At 61.6% G+C, this 18,160-nt stretch carries 12 protein-coding genes; 7 read left to right on the top strand and 5 right to left on the bottom strand.

Going from position 1 to position 18,160, the window contains the following annotated elements:
* Window positions 1–5: 5 nt before the first annotated feature.
* The 5 genes from BLT26_RS07595 (at window position 6) to BLT26_RS07575 (ending at window position 6,771) form a co-directional block, all read left to right on the top strand.
* Entirely contained in the window at window positions 6–2,384 is a 2,379-nt protein-coding gene (locus BLT26_RS07595) for an ABC transporter permease (RefSeq protein ID WP_091511453.1), read from the top strand.
* Window position 2,385: 1 nt separating this feature from the next.
* Window positions 2,386–3,594: an efflux RND transporter periplasmic adaptor subunit gene (locus tag BLT26_RS07590; RefSeq protein WP_091511450.1), complete on the top strand. Its 1,209-nt coding sequence runs from the start codon at window positions 2,386–2,388 to the stop codon at window positions 3,592–3,594.
* A 140-nt stretch (window positions 3,595–3,734) separates the two neighbouring features.
* Window positions 3,735–4,988 (top strand): APC family permease, encoded by a 1,254-nt coding sequence (locus BLT26_RS07585; protein ID WP_091511447.1) that lies wholly within the window; start codon window positions 3,735–3,737, stop codon window positions 4,986–4,988.
* 5 nt (window positions 4,989–4,993) lie between these two features.
* A complete protein-coding gene (locus BLT26_RS07580; RefSeq protein ID WP_091511443.1) occupies window positions 4,994–5,779 on the top strand; it encodes a DUF4397 domain-containing protein in 786 nt (261 codons plus the stop codon).
* A 167-nt stretch (window positions 5,780–5,946) separates the two neighbouring features.
* Entirely contained in the window at window positions 5,947–6,771 is an 825-nt protein-coding gene (locus tag BLT26_RS07575) for an SDR family NAD(P)-dependent oxidoreductase (protein WP_091511440.1), read from the top strand.
* 33 nt (window positions 6,772–6,804) lie between these two features.
* Here the strand turns inward: BLT26_RS07575 and BLT26_RS07570 are convergent, their stop codons facing one another.
* From BLT26_RS07570 to BLT26_RS07560, 3 genes are all read right to left on the bottom strand, one after another.
* Complete coding sequence (locus BLT26_RS07570) at window positions 6,805–7,203, bottom strand: hypothetical protein (RefSeq protein ID WP_091511436.1); 399 nt, start codon at window positions 7,201–7,203, stop codon at window positions 6,805–6,807.
* Between the two features lie 55 nt (window positions 7,204–7,258).
* Window positions 7,259–8,938 (bottom strand): NAD-dependent malic enzyme, encoded by a 1,680-nt coding sequence (locus BLT26_RS07565; RefSeq protein WP_091511431.1) that lies wholly within the window; start codon window positions 8,936–8,938, stop codon window positions 7,259–7,261.
* 224 nt (window positions 8,939–9,162) lie between these two features.
* Window positions 9,163–10,275 carry a cation diffusion facilitator family transporter gene (locus tag BLT26_RS07560; protein WP_091511427.1) on the bottom strand — a complete coding sequence of 371 codons (1,113 nt, stop codon included), beginning with the start codon at window positions 10,273–10,275 and terminating at the stop codon, window positions 9,163–9,165.
* A gap of 287 nt (window positions 10,276–10,562) precedes the next feature.
* Between BLT26_RS07560 and BLT26_RS07555 the strand changes: the two genes are divergently transcribed.
* Window positions 10,563–12,533, top strand: coding sequence for a DUF3604 domain-containing protein (locus tag BLT26_RS07555; protein WP_245720642.1), 1,971 nt, complete (start codon window positions 10,563–10,565; stop codon window positions 12,531–12,533).
* A 220-nt stretch (window positions 12,534–12,753) separates the two neighbouring features.
* Here BLT26_RS07555 and BLT26_RS07550 read toward each other — a convergent pair whose 3' ends face one another.
* Window positions 12,754–14,307: an arylsulfatase gene (locus tag BLT26_RS07550; protein ID WP_245720641.1), complete on the bottom strand. Its 1,554-nt coding sequence runs from the start codon at window positions 14,305–14,307 to the stop codon at window positions 12,754–12,756.
* A gap of 99 nt (window positions 14,308–14,406) precedes the next feature.
* On the bottom strand, window positions 14,407–15,411 hold the full coding sequence (locus BLT26_RS07545; RefSeq protein WP_091511417.1) for an HAD family hydrolase: 1,005 nt from the start codon (window positions 15,409–15,411) through the stop codon (window positions 14,407–14,409).
* A gap of 369 nt (window positions 15,412–15,780) precedes the next feature.
* Between BLT26_RS07545 and BLT26_RS07540 the strand changes: the two genes are divergently transcribed.
* The gene (locus BLT26_RS07540) at window positions 15,781–18,051 is read left to right on the top strand and encodes a multiheme c-type cytochrome (protein ID WP_091511412.1); all 2,271 of its coding nucleotides are present in this window, start codon (window positions 15,781–15,783) and stop codon (window positions 18,049–18,051) included.
* Window positions 18,052–18,160 lie beyond the last annotated feature (109 nt).

Genomic DNA, 18,160 nt, shown 5'->3' with positions numbered 1-18,160 from the left:
TTTCCATGCTGGTCGAACTGCTGAAGCCACTGGACCGGAAGCTGGTCCGCGATCTCTGGGCCATCAAGGGCCAGGCACTGGCGATAGCGGTGGTCATCGGCTGCGGGGTGGGTATGTACGTGATGTCGCGGGGCATGCTGCTGTCACTGGCAGAGACCCGCGCTGCCTATTACGAACGCTATCGTTTCGCGGACATTATCGCGCCCGTGAAGCGTGCACCCACCGGCCTGCTGGACGAAATCGGCGCACTGCCCGGCGTGCGGCGCGCGGAAACCCGTATCCGGGCCGGGGTAATCCTCGATGTGCCCGGTGCCAGCGCCCCGATCACGGGCGAGATACAATCGCTGCCCGAGATCCCTACCCCCCATATCAACGATATTGTCCTGCGCCGCGGCCGCTACCTGGACCCCCAGCATGAGGAGCAGGTGCTGGCGCTCGATGCCTTTGCCGAGGCGCACGGGCTGCAGCCGGGCGACCATATCCATGCGATCCTTAATGGCACCCGCAAACGGCTCACCATCACGGGTATTGTCCTGTCGCCAGAATATATCTACGCCATATCTCCCGGGGAGATCGTGCCGGACAAGAAGCGTTTCGGTGTGCTGTGGATGAGCCGTGATGCCCTGGCCCATGCCTTCGACCTTGACGGCGCCTTCAATGAGGCGGTGCTGCTCACCTCCGCCGGCAGCAACGAGGACGCGCTGCTCGAGCAACTGGATACAATGCTCAAGCGCTACGGGGCAACCGGGGCCTACGGCCGTGACCAGATGATCTCTGACCAGTTCCTCGTCAATGAGATCAACCAGCTGGAAACCATAGGGCGCATACTCCCACCGATATTCCTGTTGGTGGCCACTTTCCTTCTCAATGTCGTAGTCGGGCGCCTGATCGACACGGAGCGCGAGCAGATCGGCCTGCTGAAGGCGTTCGGCTATACGGACCGTGCTGTAGCCCTCCACTACCTCCGCATGATTGGTGTCATCGTAATCCTGGGTATTTTCATCGGTGTCGCCCTCGGCACCTGGCTGGGCCGGGGCCTCGCCAACATGTACCAGGATTTCTTCAAGTTTCCCTTCCTGATTTTCCGTGCCCCGGCACAGGTCTACCTGGTGGCGGTCGGGGTTAGCCTGCTGGTGGCCGTGACAGGCACCTTTTCCTCGGTGCGGCGCGTCATGCGACTGGAGCCGGCAGTGGCGATGGTGCCGCCCCCACCGCCGGACTACAGTCGCTCGGCACGCTGGTTAGAGAGACTGTCGGGTTGGATCGACCAGCCCACGAGAATGATCCTGCGGCACGTCTACCGCTGGCCCCGCCGTGCCGCCATGGCCGTGCTCGGTATTGCCATGTCGAAGGGGTTGCTGATCGGCGCAAGCTTCTCAATGGATGCCATGATGTACATGGTGGATATCAGCTTCAATGTCATCGACCGGCAGGATGTGACCGTGAACTTCTTCGACCCCCGCAACGACCGGGCCATCCAGGATGTGTTACACGCCCCCGGAGTCATGCACGCAGAGCCCTTTCGCGCCATCCCGGTGGTACTGCGCAACGGGCCGCGAACCCGCCGCGAGAGTATCGTCGGGATACTTCCCGGGGCGGAGCTCAGCCGGATCGTGGACACCGGGCTCAACCCCATTCCGGTAGCACCCCAGGGGATCGTGCTCTCGGACAAGCTCGCGGAACTACTGAAAGTCACCCCGGGCGAGCTGCTACGGGTCGAAGTCCGCACCGGACGCCGCCCTGAGCTGGACATCCCGGTCAGCCAGGTCGTCAAAACCTATATGGGCACCGGCGCCTACATGGACCTGGACTACCTGAACCGCCTGTTGAAGGAAGATACCGCCATCAATGGCACTTACCTTCTTGTGGATCCGGAACAGACAGACGCGCTCTACGCAGAACTGAAGAACACACCCCTCGTCGCCGGCGTAAGCCTGCAGGAGCAGGCCCAGAACGCCTTTTACGAAACGTTACAGGACAGCCTCGGGACCTTCGTGTTCTTCAACACCCTTTTCGCCGGGCTCATCGCGGTGGGGGTGGTATACAACAACGCGCGCATATCCCTGTCCGAGCGCGCCCGCGAACTGGCCAGCCTGCGCGTGCTCGGTCTCACCCGCGGTGAAATATCCTACATCCTGTTGGGTGAACTGGCGCTGTTGACGCTGCTTGCGCTGCCGCTCGGCGCCCTGCTCGGCTACCTGTTGGCGGCAACGCTGGTACTGTCGTTCGATACCGAGCTATTCCGCATACCGCTGGTGATTGCGCCTTCAACTTACGGCTACGCCGCCCTGGTGGTCCTGCTCGCGGCACTCGGATCGGGGCTGCTGGTCAGGCGACGCATCGACCGGCTCGACCTGATCGCGGTCCTGAAGACCAGGGAATAACATGCGCGCGAAGCTCCTGCGTCGACTGGTGATCATCGGGCTGCTGGCGGTCCTGGTCCTGTTCTTCGCCTGGGCGTTCCTGCCCAAGCCCGTGCCCGTGGACCTGGCCGGGGTGTCCCGCGGCCCCATGGAGGTCTATGTACGCGACGAGGGCTACACAAGGGTCAAGGACGTGTTCGTGGTCTCAGCTCCGGTGACCGGCTACCTTTTGCGCGTCGACAAGGAGGTCGGCGATACGGTAACCGCCTATCGCACCGAACTGGCCCAGCTGCTTCCAACCCACCCGCAGTTCCTCGACGAGCGCACCCGCAACCAGGCGATGGCCACAATACGCAGTGCACAGTCGGCGCTGGAGCTGGCGCGTGCGGAACGGCGCGATGCCGAGGCACAACTGGAGTTTGCCCGGGCAGACGCCCGGCGCTTTCGCCAGCTGGCAGAAAAGGACTTCGTGTCGCAATCGGAGCTGGAGCGTGTCGAGCTGGCGCTGGACAGCGCTGAAGCTTCCCTCGCCTCGGCCAGGGCAGCGGAAAAAGTACGCCAGGGTGAGCTGGAAAATGCCCGCGCCGCCCTGATCCCGCCCCGGGAGGGCAAACCGCCCAGCCCGGAGGACATTGTCAAGGTGACCGCCCCGGTCAGCGGCCAGGTGCTGCAACTACGCCAGGAGAGTGAGAGCGTCGTCGAGGCGGGTACGCCCCTGCTCGACATCGGCAACCCGTCCCAACTCGAAGTGGTAGTCGACCTTCTGTCCCGCGACGCGGTGCAGGTCAACCCGGGAGACTACGCGCGCTTCACCCGGTGGGGCGGGGACAACCCGCTGCACGGCACCGTGCGGGTAGTGGAGCCGTTCGGCTTTACCAAGATCTCGGCCCTCGGCATCGAGGAGCAGCGTGTAAATGTCATCATCGAGTTAGACGATCCACGCAGGGAATGGCAGCGACTGGGGCACGGGTACCGGGTGGATGCAGCCGTACGGATATGGCGGGGTGAGAAGATCCTGCAGGTTCCCACCGGAACGCTGATCCGCTACCGGGGAAAATGGGCGGTATTCCGCGTAAGGGGCGGGCAGGCCGAGCTGGTGCCAGTGGAGATAGGCCACAATAACGGGCAGGTGGCGGAGGTTCTTGATGGTCTCGTGGAGGGCGACACCCTGGTGCTGCACCCGAGCGAGCGGATTGAGGACGGGGTGGCAGTTGAGAAGCGGGCACTCTAGCCCCCTGCCCCGGGAGTCCGCTTCCTGCCCTCAACAGGCATAGCCCGCCGACTGCGTCTAGACTGCCGGGCGATGGCCGCGCGGAATGCCGCCGATCCCTCGCAGCTATATCCCCAGTGCAAAAGGCGCATACACCGAATATGTCGAACAAACTGAATCCCTTATCTGTGTGGGCGCTCGCTGCCGGCGGCATGGTCGGTGGCGGGATATATACGGTGCTGGGCGTGGTGATTGCCGTCTCCGCGCAGTGGAGCTGGCTTGCGTTTGCATACGTGGGGATTCTGGCCCTCACCTCCACCTACAGTTATGTCTTTCTGTCCAACAAGTTTGCGGAGAGTGGCGGCGCTTTCGCCTTTCTGGAAAAGACCGTAGATGAGAGCCTGGCGGGGAGCCTCGCCTGGATGCTGATACTGGGCTATGTACTCACTATCTCTGTCTATGCCTATGTATTCGGGCACTACCTGTCGTTTGCCTTCCATGGCAACCCCCTGCTGATACGCCTGCTGGCAGCCGGAGTCGTGGCGCTGCTGATCGGGCTGAACCTGGCGGGCGTCGGCAAGATGACCAAGGTGGAGATCACCATCGTCTCTGCCAACCTCCTGATGCTGCTGGCACTTGGTGTTTACGGCCTGGGACAATGGGATACCACCAAACTGGTGGCCGGGATCGAGCCGCGCCCAATATGGTCGAGCCTCTTCGGCGGGGCTGCCATTTTCATGGCCTATGAGGGATTCCAGCTGCTCAGCTACGAGTACGACAAGATAAGGGATCCGCAGAAGTACTTTATGCCGGTGCTGGTGAGCGCAACGGCGTTTGTGGTAGCGCTTTACGTCATCGTGACCCTGGGCGCCACCTTCCTGGGCGGCGCCACCTCGCTGGTGGACTTCAAGGAGATTGCCCTTTCCATCGCTGCCAAGAGAGCCTTCGGTACCGCAGGCGTCGCGGCGATCACGGTGGCCGCCTGCTTCGCGACGGCGGCGGCGATAAACTCCACGCTCTTCTCGACTGCGCAGCTGGCCAAGCGCATCGCCCACGACAGGGAACTGCCCGGCTGGTTCCGGCATACGAACGGCAACGATGTTCCGGACCGCTCCATCCTGTTGTTGGGAAGCATGGCTGGTGTGCTCGCCGTGATTGGTTCCCTGAGCTCCCTGGTGGAAGCTGCGAGCCTCGTATTTATCACCACCTTTGGCATCGTAAATTGGCTGTGCTTCAAAGAGCGCGACAGCAAGAAGTGGATCCCGTGCCTGGGCATGATAATAGCGGTCATCACCGGCCTGTCACTGCTGCTTAGGCTCGCCATTTCCAAACCAGTCCCCCTGGCCGGCCTCGCCCTGCTGATCCTGCTGATCCTGCTGGGCAGGCCCCAGCTGCTGAAACATACCGAGAGCTGAATTACATGGCCATAGTGAACGGATACCCGCCGGCCTGCGCCGCCCGCCTGTTAGTCATTTTGCTGTTCAGCCTTGCGCTGGCGTCATGCAGCGATCCCGCGAAGGAAAACGCCACACGGCTGCGCCTTGCCAACTTCCTCTGGGGGACAGACCAGGTGCAGGTGCTGCTGTACAGGGGTGAAAAACAGGAGAAAGAGGTCAGGTTAAGTTATGGAAGCCTGTCGAAGTACCATTCCCTGGAGCCGGGCCGGTACCGGCTGCGGGTTGTCACAGGAAAGCAGGCAATCCTGGAAAAAACCTTCGGGCTCGGCACCCGGGAATCCTATACCCTTTTTATCGCCGGTATTTCAACGGGGCCGCAGAAGCTCAACAGGCAGACCCTGGATAACAAACTGCATACCCTGGTAGAAGGCAGCGCAACGCGGACCGACAATGGCTACCTGCCACAGGTGCTTCTGGTGAACGATTTCTTTGTAAAAGAGAAGCATAAAGGCCAGTTCCGCGTGATCAACCTGATGCCGGGCGCTACCCACCTCGAGGGAAAGTTAATAAAGGGTGACAGCAAGGAATTCTCCTCAACCCTCAAGTATTTCCACAGCAGCCATACGAAACCGGTACCTACCGGCGAGCTGCAACTGGAGCTGCTGTTCAGCGGTTCACCACTAAGAGTCATACGGGAACCGGTAACCATCCGCCAGCAGGTGCTGAACAGCTTCTTCATTATCCCGCGGAAAGGGCATTACCTGACATCGCCGATGATAGTGAACGGAATAACGGAAGACTTTCCCTGAGCCAGGCCGTGATCCAGCAACGGCCTGGATCACGCTCCCGGTCTTTCCCGTCACAGCCTGCTCCCCTATTTCTATTTCCATTCTCACGCACCCCTTCATCCCGATGACGTTTTCCTGTTACATTCGGTAAAAAAGACAAGTGCGGAAACTCCGCCTGGGGAAGCGCCATGAAATTCTGGAAGCACGCAATCATCACCGGGGGTGGCAGTGGACTCGGGCTGGGCCTCGCCCTGCGCTTGCTACGGCGGGGTTCGTGTGTATCGGTACTCGACCTCCGGCTTCCTGAGGATGCCCGCAGCCAACTGGACTTCGCCGCAAGTGAGGGCGGGGGAACCTGGCAGTTTCAGCCTGTCGACGTAACCGGGCTGGCCGAGCTGCAGGTAGCAGTCGACAGGAGTGTCAGCGAGTTGGGCGAGCCCGACCTGGCCCTGAACTCCGCTGGAATCGTGGTGAATCGTGCGTTTACGGAACTGTCCACACAGGATTTCCATCGCGTGGTGGACGTGAACCTGCATGGCAGCTTCCACTTCGCCAAAGCGGTGATGCCGCACCTGCAACCGGGGTCTCGCCTGGCCCTGGTGGCATCGCTGGCCGGCCTGACCAGCAATTACGGCTACGCAGCCTACGGCGCCTCCAAGTTTGGTGTCGTGGGGCTCGCAACCACCCTGCGGTTTGAGTACCAGCCGCTCGGTATCGGGGTCAGCTGTATCTGCCCCGCCGAGGTGCGCACGCCGATGGTAGAGAAGGAGAAGCTCGACGGAGACCCGGTTTCCATGGAGTTACGCAAGGTGGCCGGCTCCCTGGACGTAGACACCGCCTGCGACGAGATCCTGGCCGGCCTGGATCGGGGCAAGTGGCAGATTATCCCCGGCACCCGCGGCAAACTGACCGCCCTCGCCAACCGCCTGTTCCCGGGCATTTTCTTCAGGGTGTGCAGCCTGGTGCTGCTGAAAGTACTGCGCAGGCAGGCAGCAGCAATCGAGGGATCCTGAGGACCAGCCCTTGCCAGGCGCCGGCGGCTGCAATCAGCCAGCCGGCCAGGACACTCCACGAATCAGCCCATCGTATGTCTTCCTGAACTCCCGGGCCAGTCCCTCGAGGTACCCCTGCGCCAGGTCCTGCTCCTCCTTGACCATAAACGCGGCCAGAAAGGCATCCCCGGGATTCAGGGAGACCGAAGGGCGATAGCAATTGATTTCGAAGCCATAGTCCACCGGATGGTAGGCATTACTGATCTTGATCAACCGGTCCCTTTCACTGTTGGCGAAGGTAAAGGTGTCGCGGATCACGCTGCCATTCGGCTGTGTGCTAGCCCTGGGGCCCTCGCTCCGATAGCCGAAATCGGTTTGCAGGAACAGGAACCAGCCCTTGACCCCATTACAGAAATTCTCACGCTTCACGCGGTGTGCCTCTGCAGGTGTCATGTTTTCCTCCAGTGTTGCAGCTGGAAGCCGTGAGTCCATGAAGGGGCTGCCCGGTTCAGAAAGATCGCCGGCGATACTTGCGGTATCCCGGGTACCAGAAATTCCGCTCGATGGAAGCCGACAGTTTCTCTTCACTGATGCCCGGCGCCACACCGTCTTCCTGCGCCTGCTGGCCCACCTTCAAGGCGATATACCGGGTGATTTCACGGATATCGGACAGCGCCGGCAGCAGTGATCCCTCACCGCGTTGCACCACGGGCGCATGCTCTGCCAGGGCATTGGACGCGGCCATCAACATGCCGTCGGTAACGCGCGAGGCACCGGCCGCGATAACCCCCAGGCCGATGCCCGGGAAGATATAGACATTATTACACTGGGCCACCCGGTAGGTCTGGCCTTCCAGCTCTACCGGCTCGAAGGGACTGCCGGTGGCCACCAGCGCCTCGCCCCGTGTCCAGGTAAGGATTTCCCTCGGCGTGGCCTCGGCGCGGGAGGTGGGATTGGACAGCGGCAACACCAGCGGTCGCGGACAGCCGGCATGCATGGCCTCGATCACTTCCTGCGTAAACAGGCCGCCCTGTCCGGATACGCCGATCATGATGGTGGGTTTCACCTGCTGCACCAACTGCAACAGGTCCCACTCGCTCACCCCGGGATACTTTTCCGGATCCTGCGCCAGGCGGGCCTGGAAGGTGTGCAGGCCCTTCATATCACTGGTGACCAGGCCATAGCGATCGAACATCAGCAGGTGCTCCCGCGCCTGGGCCTCGCTGGTGCCCTCTTCCTCCATGGCCTTGACGATTTGCTCGGCGATACCGCAACCGGCAGAGCCGGCACCCACCACCAGCACACACTGGTCGCTCAGCCGCTCTCCCTTGGCCTTGCATGCCGCCAGCACGGTGCCCAGGCAGACTGCGGCAGTGCCCTGGATATCGTCGTTGAAACAACACAACTCATCGCGGTAACGGTCCAGCAGTGGCATGGCATTGGTCTGGGCGAAGTCCTCGAACTGCACCAGCACCTTCGGCCAGCGTCGTTTTACCGCGGCAATGAACTCCGCCACGAACTCATCGTATTCCTCCTGGGAGATGCGCTCGTGGCGCCAGCCCATATACATGGGGTCATTCAGCAGGGTGCGGTTATTGGTGCCCACATCCAGCATTACCGGCAGGGTGTAGGCGGGACTGATGCCACCACAGGCGGTATAGAGTGAAAGCTTGCCGATGGGGATGCCCATGCCGCCAATGCCCTGGTCACCCAGCCCGAGGATGCGCTCACCGTCGGTGACCACGATCACCTTCACATTATCCTTGGTGGCACTACGCAGGATGTCGTCCATGTAATCCCTGTCCGGATAGGATACGAACAGGCCACGGTGGTTGCGGTAGATATTGGAAAACTCCTCGCACGCCTTGCCCACGGTGGGCGTGTAGATGATCGGCAGCATCTCCTCGATGTGCTCCTCGATCAGGCGGAAAAAGAGTGTCTCGTTGTCGTCCTGGATGGCGCGGAGGTAGATATGCCGCTCCAGGTCACTGTTGCACTGCTGGTACTGGTGGTAGGCGCGGCGCGCCTGCTCTTCGATCGTCTCAACGTTATTGGGCAGCAGCCCAACCAGGTTAAACTCCAGGCGCTCCTTCAGGGTAAAGGCACTGCCCTTGTTCAGCAGCGGCATCTCCAGCAGGGAGGGGCCGGCGTGGGGGATATAGAGCGGACGCTTGTCTTCGTTGGTCATCTGGTATTCGTATGTTCTGGGTATATCGGCTCGACACCGGCCGTGAGCGGCCGGCGGAAAGTAATCTTTACTTGGAATTCGGGAAAAGTGCGGCTCCTGCACAGCGCCTGAACAGAAAACATGAACAGGTAACCGCCCGCGGTCACAAAGATATCCTTTTTCTCCTGCAAAAAAGCCGGATTCCGGCACCGTCACCGCGCGAGCGGGAGCCTACCGCGGGCCGCTCAGGATAACAACTCTCCCGGCGCATCCAGCGCGGATTCCGCAGCAATCCCTTCCACCTCTACCGTCAGGTGAAAAACCTGCGGGCAGCGATCCTTCAGTTCCGTCTCCAGCTCGTCGATAACGCGCTCGGTGCGCTCCAGGGTGGCCTGCACCACTGCGCGAATCTCCGCGTACTCCCGTACCCGTTCGGTACGGCGCTGCTCGGGGACCCGCTCCAGCAATGCCTGCTCGTGGGCGTGAATGCGTTCCCGCATATCAGTCACCAATACCTCTTCGCGCAGCTCGACTTCGGCCACCACCACCACATGGGTCTCATCGACGACAATCGAGCGCAGGTCGTGAAAACGTTCGATGTCCCGGCGGCGCTCGCAGATTTCCGCAAAGGCACGCTCCGCATCGGCATCGCGGATGCTGGTGAGGTAGCGCATATTGATCATGCCGAGGAAGATTGCCGTGATCCCCAGCATCACCGCGATGGCGACCGAGAACCAGATATCCCAGGATTCATCGCCGGTCAACTGCGTCAGGGTGATACCCGTCGCAGCAAGGATCACACCGGTAACCGCGATGGAATCTTCCAGCAGCACCGCAATCAGGGTCGGGTCATCCGCCTCGCGCAGGAAGCGAAACGGGTTGCTGGCACCCTTGGCACGCATCTGGGCCCGAAACTCCCGCGTCGCCACAAGCAGCACATAGCCCTCTAGTACCAGCGCAATGGTCAGCACCACTGCCGAGATCAGTATGGGAGCAATCTCCATCCCGAGTAATGAGACTGCCGTGGGCCGCTCGACGCTTCCCAGTTGGTGCCAGGCATGCCAGGCATGCGCCAGGCCCAGGCCGCAGCCGATCGAAAACAGGCCGATCGCACTCCAGAGGTTCCAGAGGTATTTCTTCTGGCCGTGGCCGAATGCGTAGGTCCTGTCGACTCCCGCGCCGCCACGGATCAGCCCGATCATGAGGAACACCTGGTTAAGGGTATCCATCAGGCTGTGCACCGCCTCGTTCATCATCGAGGCCGAATGCGTGGCGAGTGCCGACAATCCTTTCAGCACCGTGATGATGCCGTTAACGAAGATGGCGTAAAGTACAGCTTTCTTTGATCCCTGGGCCATTTCTTCCCTCAATTTATATTGCGAAAATCCTACCCGGCATCATGGACAACACGGAACGTGCGCCGGAACAATTTCTCAGCCTGCCGCATCAGCGCTTAACCTCACGCATATTGCCTGGTCGCCCGGCGTTTATGCCGGCTACCGCCGCACGGAACAACGCGTCCTCGTCTACTGTTCTTGCAATCGCCCGGGCTGGGCAGTTACCCGGGTCCGGCAGCATGGACAGCGGCATCTTCGCCATAACTCGGGCGAGGTATAGCTGCTCACAGTATCAGTGAAGGTGAGCAATGATGAAAGGATTCGTACTGGCCATTTCGCTAACCTGTATCGCAGCCCTGCTGAACGCCTGCGACCAACCCAATGCAACTACCCCGCCCTCTGCAGACAATAAACCGGACCCGACATCGAAGGGGCAAGCCGACGCCCGGCAACCTGACATGCGCAAGGCGTCACGGGAAGAAAAGCAGGCCGCGCAACGCGGGCCCCATACTGGTGCGGCCTATCCCCGCGAAGCGTACTTTGGCGACAGCCACGTGCACACCGGCTGGTCCGCCGATGCCGGCATGGACGGCGCCACCCTGACGCCGGAGGACGCCTACCGCTTTGCGCTGGGCCGGGAGGTCAAGTCCAACAGTGGCCTGAAGGCCAAGCTCGCGCGCCCCTACGACTGGTTTATGATCACCGACCACTCGGATGGCATGGGAGTGATTAATGAAATCGTTGCCGGCAACCCCGAGATGATGGCAAACGAGACCATCAAGGGCTGGCACGATGCCCTGGCCTCCGGGGATGAAAAAGCTGCGGCGGATGCCAAGAGTGAGCTGATCGTCATGCAGTCGGAGGGCCGGCTGCCCAAGGAGGTAATGGACCCGAAATGGATGAAGTCCGCCTGGCAGAAGACCATTGAGGCGGCAGAAAAGTATTACCAGCCCGGTGAGTTCAGCACGTTTATCGCCTTCGAGTGGACGGTCAACGCGGACGGCGGTGACAACCTGCACCGCAATGTCATTTTCCGCGACGGCGCCGAACGGACCCGGGATATCCTTCCCCTGACCACCTTCGAGACCCAGGACCCGGAAAAACTCTGGGCCTGGATGAAAGCCTACGAGGACAAGACCGGCGGCAAGGTGCTTGCCATCCCCCACAATGGCAACCTGTCCAACGGCCGGATGTTCGAGGAACAGCGCTTCGATGGCTCGGCCATGACGCCCCAGTGGGCTCGGATGCGCGCCAGGTACGAGCCCCTGTTCGAGGTGACCCAGATCAAGGGCCAGAGCGAGGTCCACCCTTCCCTGTCGCCAACCGACGAATTCGCCGACTGGGACCTGTGGGACCGGGGCAACCTGATCCTGAAGCCCAAGCCCAAGGGCGCGCTCAAATACGAGTACTGGCGCGAGGCGCTGAAGTCCGGCATGCGGCTGGAAAAAGAGCTGGGCACCAATCCCTTCCAGTACGGCGCCAATGCCGCTACCGATACCCATACCGGGCTATCCACCGCCGAAGAGGATAACTTCTTCGGCAAGTTCAAGACCCTGGAGCCCAGCAACAAGGAGCGCTGGAAATTCCCCCTGCTGTCTGGCCCGGCCGGTGAATACGTCGGCTGGGAGCAGGCGGCTTCCGGCATCATGGGTGTCTGGGCCAGGGAGAATACCCGCGAGGCGATCTGGGACGCCATGAAGCGCAGGGAGACCTTTGCCACCACCGGGCCACGCATGAAAGTGCGCTTCTTCGGCGGCTACGGTTTTTCCGATGCGGACGCCAGAGGCGACCTGGCTGCCGCTGGCTACAAGAAGGGCGTGCCGATGGGAGGCAAGCTGCCCTCAGCAAAGAAAGGCCAAGTGCCGACCTTCCTGGTGGCGGTCATGAAGGATCCCGAGGGTGCCAACCTCGACCGGGTCCAGGTCATCAAGGGATGGGTCGACAGCGATGGCGAGACCCACGAGAAGATTTACAACGTCAAATGGTCGGGCACCCGCAAGGCGGATGCACAGGGAAAAATCCCGGCAGTGGGCAACACCGTGAACCTGAAGACCGCCGAATACACCAATGATATAGGCGCGCCACAGCTGGTCGGGGTATTCAGGGACCCGGACTTCGACCCCGGACAGAAAGCCTTCTATTACGTGCGGGCACTGGAAATACCTACCCCGCGCTGGACGCTGTACGACAGGGTTCGGTTCGACGTGGAGATGGACAAGAAAGTACCGATGACTCTCCAGGAGCGCGCCTTCTCCAGCCCCATCTGGTACACGCCCTGAGCCAGGCTCATTTACGGGAATATATCGTGGCACCAGGCTGCGAGCGGGAAACCCGGACGGATAATCAACCGGTATCAAACGCGGTAGCAGCCAAGCCAACCAAAACTGCCCCCGGGGGTTTTGGCGGGTCAAGGCTGCGCCCGGTAACAAGGCGGAGACCTACCAGGAAACGGCGCTGCCCAACGACCTGGGACTGCTGGACCCGGAGGCTGTCCGGCACCTAGTTACTGCCGGACGCTCCCTCCTCCAGCATCTTCTGTACCTTCTCCAGGTTGAAGGAACCCGGTGTCTGGCTCGGCGGATATTCCTTCAGGGTCTTGAGGAAGTCAGTGGCCAGCTTCTGCATGGGCACCAGCACATACGCCCGGTCCAGGAACCAGTCGTTGTAGGTATTGGCATTGTGCTGGGCCCGCTCGAACGGGTCGCGGCGGAGGTGAAAGAGCAGTGGCACGCGCAGTTCGGTGAAAGGCTCGCGCCAGACCTCGAAGGCCTCGCCCCGGTTCTCGAGAAACACCGCCTTCCAAGGCTCGTAGCGCATGGCCACAATCTGCCCGTCATCGTTTACATAGATGAATTCCTTACGGGGAGATTCGCTGGCCCTCCCGGTAAAGAAATCGACCATGTTATAGCCGTCGATGTAATTCCGGTACTTGCGCCCTTCCAGCTTGACCCCTTCCCTGAGTTGCTGCTTGATCTGCGGGTTTCCACCGATAGCCGCCAGTGTCGGTAGCCAGTCCTCATGGGAGACGATACCGTTCAGGACCTTGCCAGCGGGGAACTTGCCGGGCCAGCGAACGAATGCGGGAACCCGATAGGCGCCCTCCCAGTTGGAGTTTTTCTCGCTGCGAAACGGCGTGGTGCCGGCATCGGGCCAGGTATTGAAATGTGGGCCATTGTCGGTCGAATAGAAGACGATAGTGTTCTTGGCAATGCCTAGCTGGTCCAGCGCATCGAGCAGCTGGCCCACGTGCTGGTCATGTTCGACCATGCCGTCCTGGTACTCGTTGCTGTTGGGCCCGGCCAGGTTCTTGTGCTCCGCCTTCACATGGGTGCGAAAATGCATGCGCGTGCCGTTCCACCATACGAAGAATGGCTTGCCCGCCTGGTGGGCGCGCTTGATGAAGTCGATGGCGGCCGTCACCGTCTCGTCATCGATGGTTTCCATCCGCTTTTTGGTCAAGGGGCCGGTGTCCTTGATCTCGCCACCCGCCCTGGCGTGGATAACGCCCCGCGGCCCGTATTTCTTACGAAACTCCGGATCCTTCGGATAGTCCCGGTGCTCCGGTTCCTCCTCCGCATTCAGGTGATAGAGGTTGCCGAAGAACTCGTCGAAACCGTGGTTGGTCGGCAGGTGCTCGTCCCGGTCGCCCTGGTGGTTCTTGCCGAATTGGCCGGTGGCATAACCCAGGCTCTTCATCACGGTGGCAATGGTCACATCGGACTCCTGCCAGCCCTCCTTCGCCCCGGGCAGTCCCACCTTGGTCATCCCGGTCCGAATGGGCACATTGCCACCGAGGAAAGCCGCACGCCCGGCCGTGCACGACTGCTGCCCGTAGTAATCGGTGAAGGCCAGCCCCTCTTTCGCGATACGGTCGATATTCGGCGTCTCGTAACCCATCAGGCCGCGGCTGTTATAGCTGATATTGGTGATACCAATATCGTCGCCCCAGATCACCAGTATGTTCGGTTTCGACTGGGCCCAGGCGGAGCCCTGGTAGAGGAGCAGTGCCGCCAGGGTACCCAGCAGGGACAGGCGCAATGAACGAGACAGCATTCCTTTTCTCATGTGCTTCCACAATCGCAGGCGGGTCACGTGCCCGGGCGAGCTGAGCCAGTGACCGGAGGGCATTTCAACAGTAAGACTAGCCGCTGCTCACTTTTCAAAAGGAAACACCACCCTCCAGTCATCCTGCATATCGACCACCGTCCATCCCTTTTCCGGCGCCTGCTTTAGCGCCTTATCCAGGCGCCCGACGGCTGAATGCCGGTCGTAGGCCCACTCACGACCAGAGTCGGTATGATGCAATAGCAGCCCGAAGCTGGGGCCGGCACCTGCGGTCGTGTACTCCAGCATCTGCAAATCACCATCGGAGTTCCCGGCCGCGAACACCGGGCGACGGCCAATGTACTGGTAGATACCAACCGGTTTGCCTTCCTTGTCGTCAATCAGGGCAACTTCCGCCTGCTTGACCAGCACCGGCGTTCCATCGCGCAGCTCGTAGCCGGCCTTCAGGGTACTCCCCACCACCTGCTCCGGTGGGATACCGTAGGTTTCCTCGGAAAAGGCTCGCAAGAAATCGATGCCACCACCGGAGACGATATAGGTTTTGAAACCGTTGGCCCTGAGATGCCTCAGCAATTCCAGCATTGGCTGGTAGACCATCTCCGTGTAGCGCTTCTTCGTTTTGGGATGCCGTGCTGTCTCCAGCCATTCGCTGACGCTGCTCCTGAATTCCTCGCCGGTCATACCGGTGTGCGTGGCCGCCATCAACTTCATCAGGGCCGGCTTCCCTCCCTCCAGGGCCTTCTGGGGATCGCCCTTTAATATGGACGCAAAAGGTTCCTGGTCTTTCCACTCCGGGTGCTCCGGGGCCATCTCCCTGACCTTGTCCACCGCGTAAACCAGCTGGAAGTAAATGGGCTTTTCGGCCCAGAGCGTGCCGTCGTTATCGAAGGTGGCGATCCGCTGCTCCGGCGGAAGGTAATCCTTGCCGCCCTCCCTGGTCACCTTCGCGACAAACTCCATAATGGCATCCTTGGTGCCATTGTCCTTCCAGGATGGCAACGGGTCCGCAGCCTTCACAGCCACCGGACAGGCTACCAGGACCAGGGTCACAACCAGCGAGAGCAGGCCTGACAGCTTGTATCTCATGCGCATGAGCACTCCCGTTCCGCGAACTTTCCGCAACGGAAAGCCCCGCATCCAACACCGACTCCATTTAACTTTAGCCGCTCGTCCTGAGGTGCCAATGGCTGACGTCACAGATGCGGCACGGTAAATGATTCCGTCGTGCAAACCTCTCGGCCCTCCCTCCGGGGAATAAAGGCAGGCTGTACCAGGCGTCCAGGGACAGTCATTAGATGGTGGAAGAGCCTGCTCTGGCGCAGGTGAAACCGAAAGGCGCCCGACTCCACCGAGCAACCGGAAAGGTGGCGCACGCATCGCTATACTGAAACGCGGTTCGGCCTCTTCAACAAGAGCGGGGACCGGCCATGCATAACAACAACGACCGCACCCAGAGGCCCCATGCCTGTCGCCCTGCCCGTATTGCTGGTAATGCTACTGATCGCCGGTTGCGACCGGCACAGCGGGCCCGCGCAAAAAGCGCCAGCATCCCCTGGAGCGATAAAGGAAGCCACTGCTGAACCTCCTGCCGGCTCCAGCCCTGCAACCTATGTGGGCACCCGCACATGCGTCGGCTGCCACGCAGAGCAGTTCAAGCGCTGGCAGGGCTCACATCACGACCTGGCCATGCAGGAAGCCAACGCCGACACGGTGCTCGGCGACTTCGATAATGCGGAGTTTAATTATTACGGTGCCCGCTCCCGTTTTTTCACGCACAACGGGCGCTATATGGTCCGCACCGATGGCCCGGACGGCAAGACAGCAGATTACCCGATCGCCTACACCTTCGGCGTCCATCCGCTGCAACAGTATCTGGTGGCACTTCCCGGCGGAAAGCTGCAGGCCCTGGGCATAGCCTGGGATAGCCGTAAAACTTCGGAGGGCGGACAACGCTGGTTCCACCTGCATCCGGAAGAGCACATTGAAGCCGGGGACCAGCTCCACTGGACCGGGCTCAATTACAACTGGAATTTCATATGCGCCGACTGCCACTCCACCAACCTGCAGAAGAATTACGATCCCGCCAGCCATACATACGCAACCAGCTGGTCAGAGATGGACGTGGGCTGCGAGGCCTGCCACGGCCCCGCCTCACGGCACCTGCAATGGGCCGCGAATCCTGATCGTGCCGTTACGCGAAAGGGGTTCGCGGTATCATACCGCGCAGGCCAGCAGGCGGCCTGGGTGATGGACGCCGCGGCCGGCACCGCCCGGCTGAGTGCCGCGGCCGAGACGCAAACCGAAATCGAAACCTGTGCCCAGTGCCACTCCCGCCGCCGGACCAGCTTCCCCGGCGCCCGGGCCGGCAGCGAGCTGCTGGATCACTTCAGCCCGGCACTGCTCACTGAGCCGCTCTACCATGCTGATGGCCAGGTCAGGGACGAAGTCTATGTATACGGCTCCTTTTTACAGAGCAAGATGCATGCAGCAGGGGTGAGCTGCAGCAACTGCCATGAGCCCCACAGCCTGCAGCTCCGCGCGGAGGGAAACGCGGTGTGCGCCCAGTGCCACCTGCCCGGCAAATTCGATACCGCCGCGCATCACTTTCATCCCCGGGGCAGCGAGGGCGCACAATGCGTCAACTGCCATATGCCGGCCAAAACCTACATGCAGGTGGATGCGCGCCGGGACCACAGCTTGCGTGTACCGCGGCCGGATCTGTCGGAGCGGCTGCAGACACCCAACGCCTGTACCGGCTGCCATACCGACCAGTCCAATCGCTGGGCAGCCCGGGTCCTGGCAGAGAAATTCGGTCCACCCACTGAAACGCATTTTGGCGAGACACTCTACGCCGGCCGCCATGGCCTCCCGGGCGCCGAACGGGCCCTGATGGCGCTGGCCGTCGATGACACCCAGCCCGCGATCGCCAGGGCAACTGCGGTAAGCCTGCTGCCACGCTACCTTTCCCGGCAGTCGGCACAGCTGCTCCAGGCGATAGCCCAGGGCAATGAGCCGCTGCTTAACCTCGGCCTGGCACAGTCGCTGGAATCCGTCCCTGCGCCTATCCGCCCTGCCCTCGCTATCCCCCTGCTGTACGAGGGCAAGCGGGTCACCGAATCCCTCGCCGCGAATGCCCTGGCGGCCCACCCGGTCGAGCAGCTCCCGGCGCGGGTACAGCAACAGTACAGCCGGGCACTGGCGAGCTACCGGGAATCCGAGCGCTTCAACAGTGACCGGCCGGAGTCACTGGCCAACCTTGCGGGGATCCACGCCCAGTGGGGCGATCAGCGGCAGGCCGAGCTGCTGTACCGCCAGGCAATCTCGCTGGCGCCCTACTTTACTCCAGCCTACGTCAACCTGGCCGACCTCTACCGCAGTTCCGGCCGCGAGAGCGATGCCGAGTCGCTGCTGCGGGAGGCGCTCGACAGGGTTCCGCAGAAAGCCCCCGTCCAGCACGCCCTGGGCCTCTCGCTGGTGCGGCAGGGCCAAAGAGGAGCGGCAATTGAGTTGTTGCGCCAGTCGGCGACGGCGGAGGCTGCGCCGGCCCGCTACATCTACGTTTACGCGGTGGCGCTCAACTCGGCGGGCCGCCCAGAGGAAGCCATTGCCGAGCTGGAGCGGGGCCTGGAGCACTATCCGGCGGACCGGCAGATCCTCTCGGCGCTGGTGGCCATGCACCGCGAGGCCGGCGACGAGACGGCGGCCCGCAAGTACCTTCGCGCGCTGCAGTAACGCCAGTTCCAGGCGCTATCAGGAGCTAATGAGGCAGCGGAGCCCCCGCTGCCGCTGTTACCGACCCACGTAATCCGCTATCGTTGGGGCCATCGACAACAGCGCATAC

This window comes from Microbulbifer yueqingensis (assembly GCF_900100355.1).
Lineage (GTDB): Bacteria > Pseudomonadota > Gammaproteobacteria > Pseudomonadales > Cellvibrionaceae > Microbulbifer > Microbulbifer yueqingensis.
This window is presented reverse-complemented; position numbering and strand designations above follow the sequence as displayed.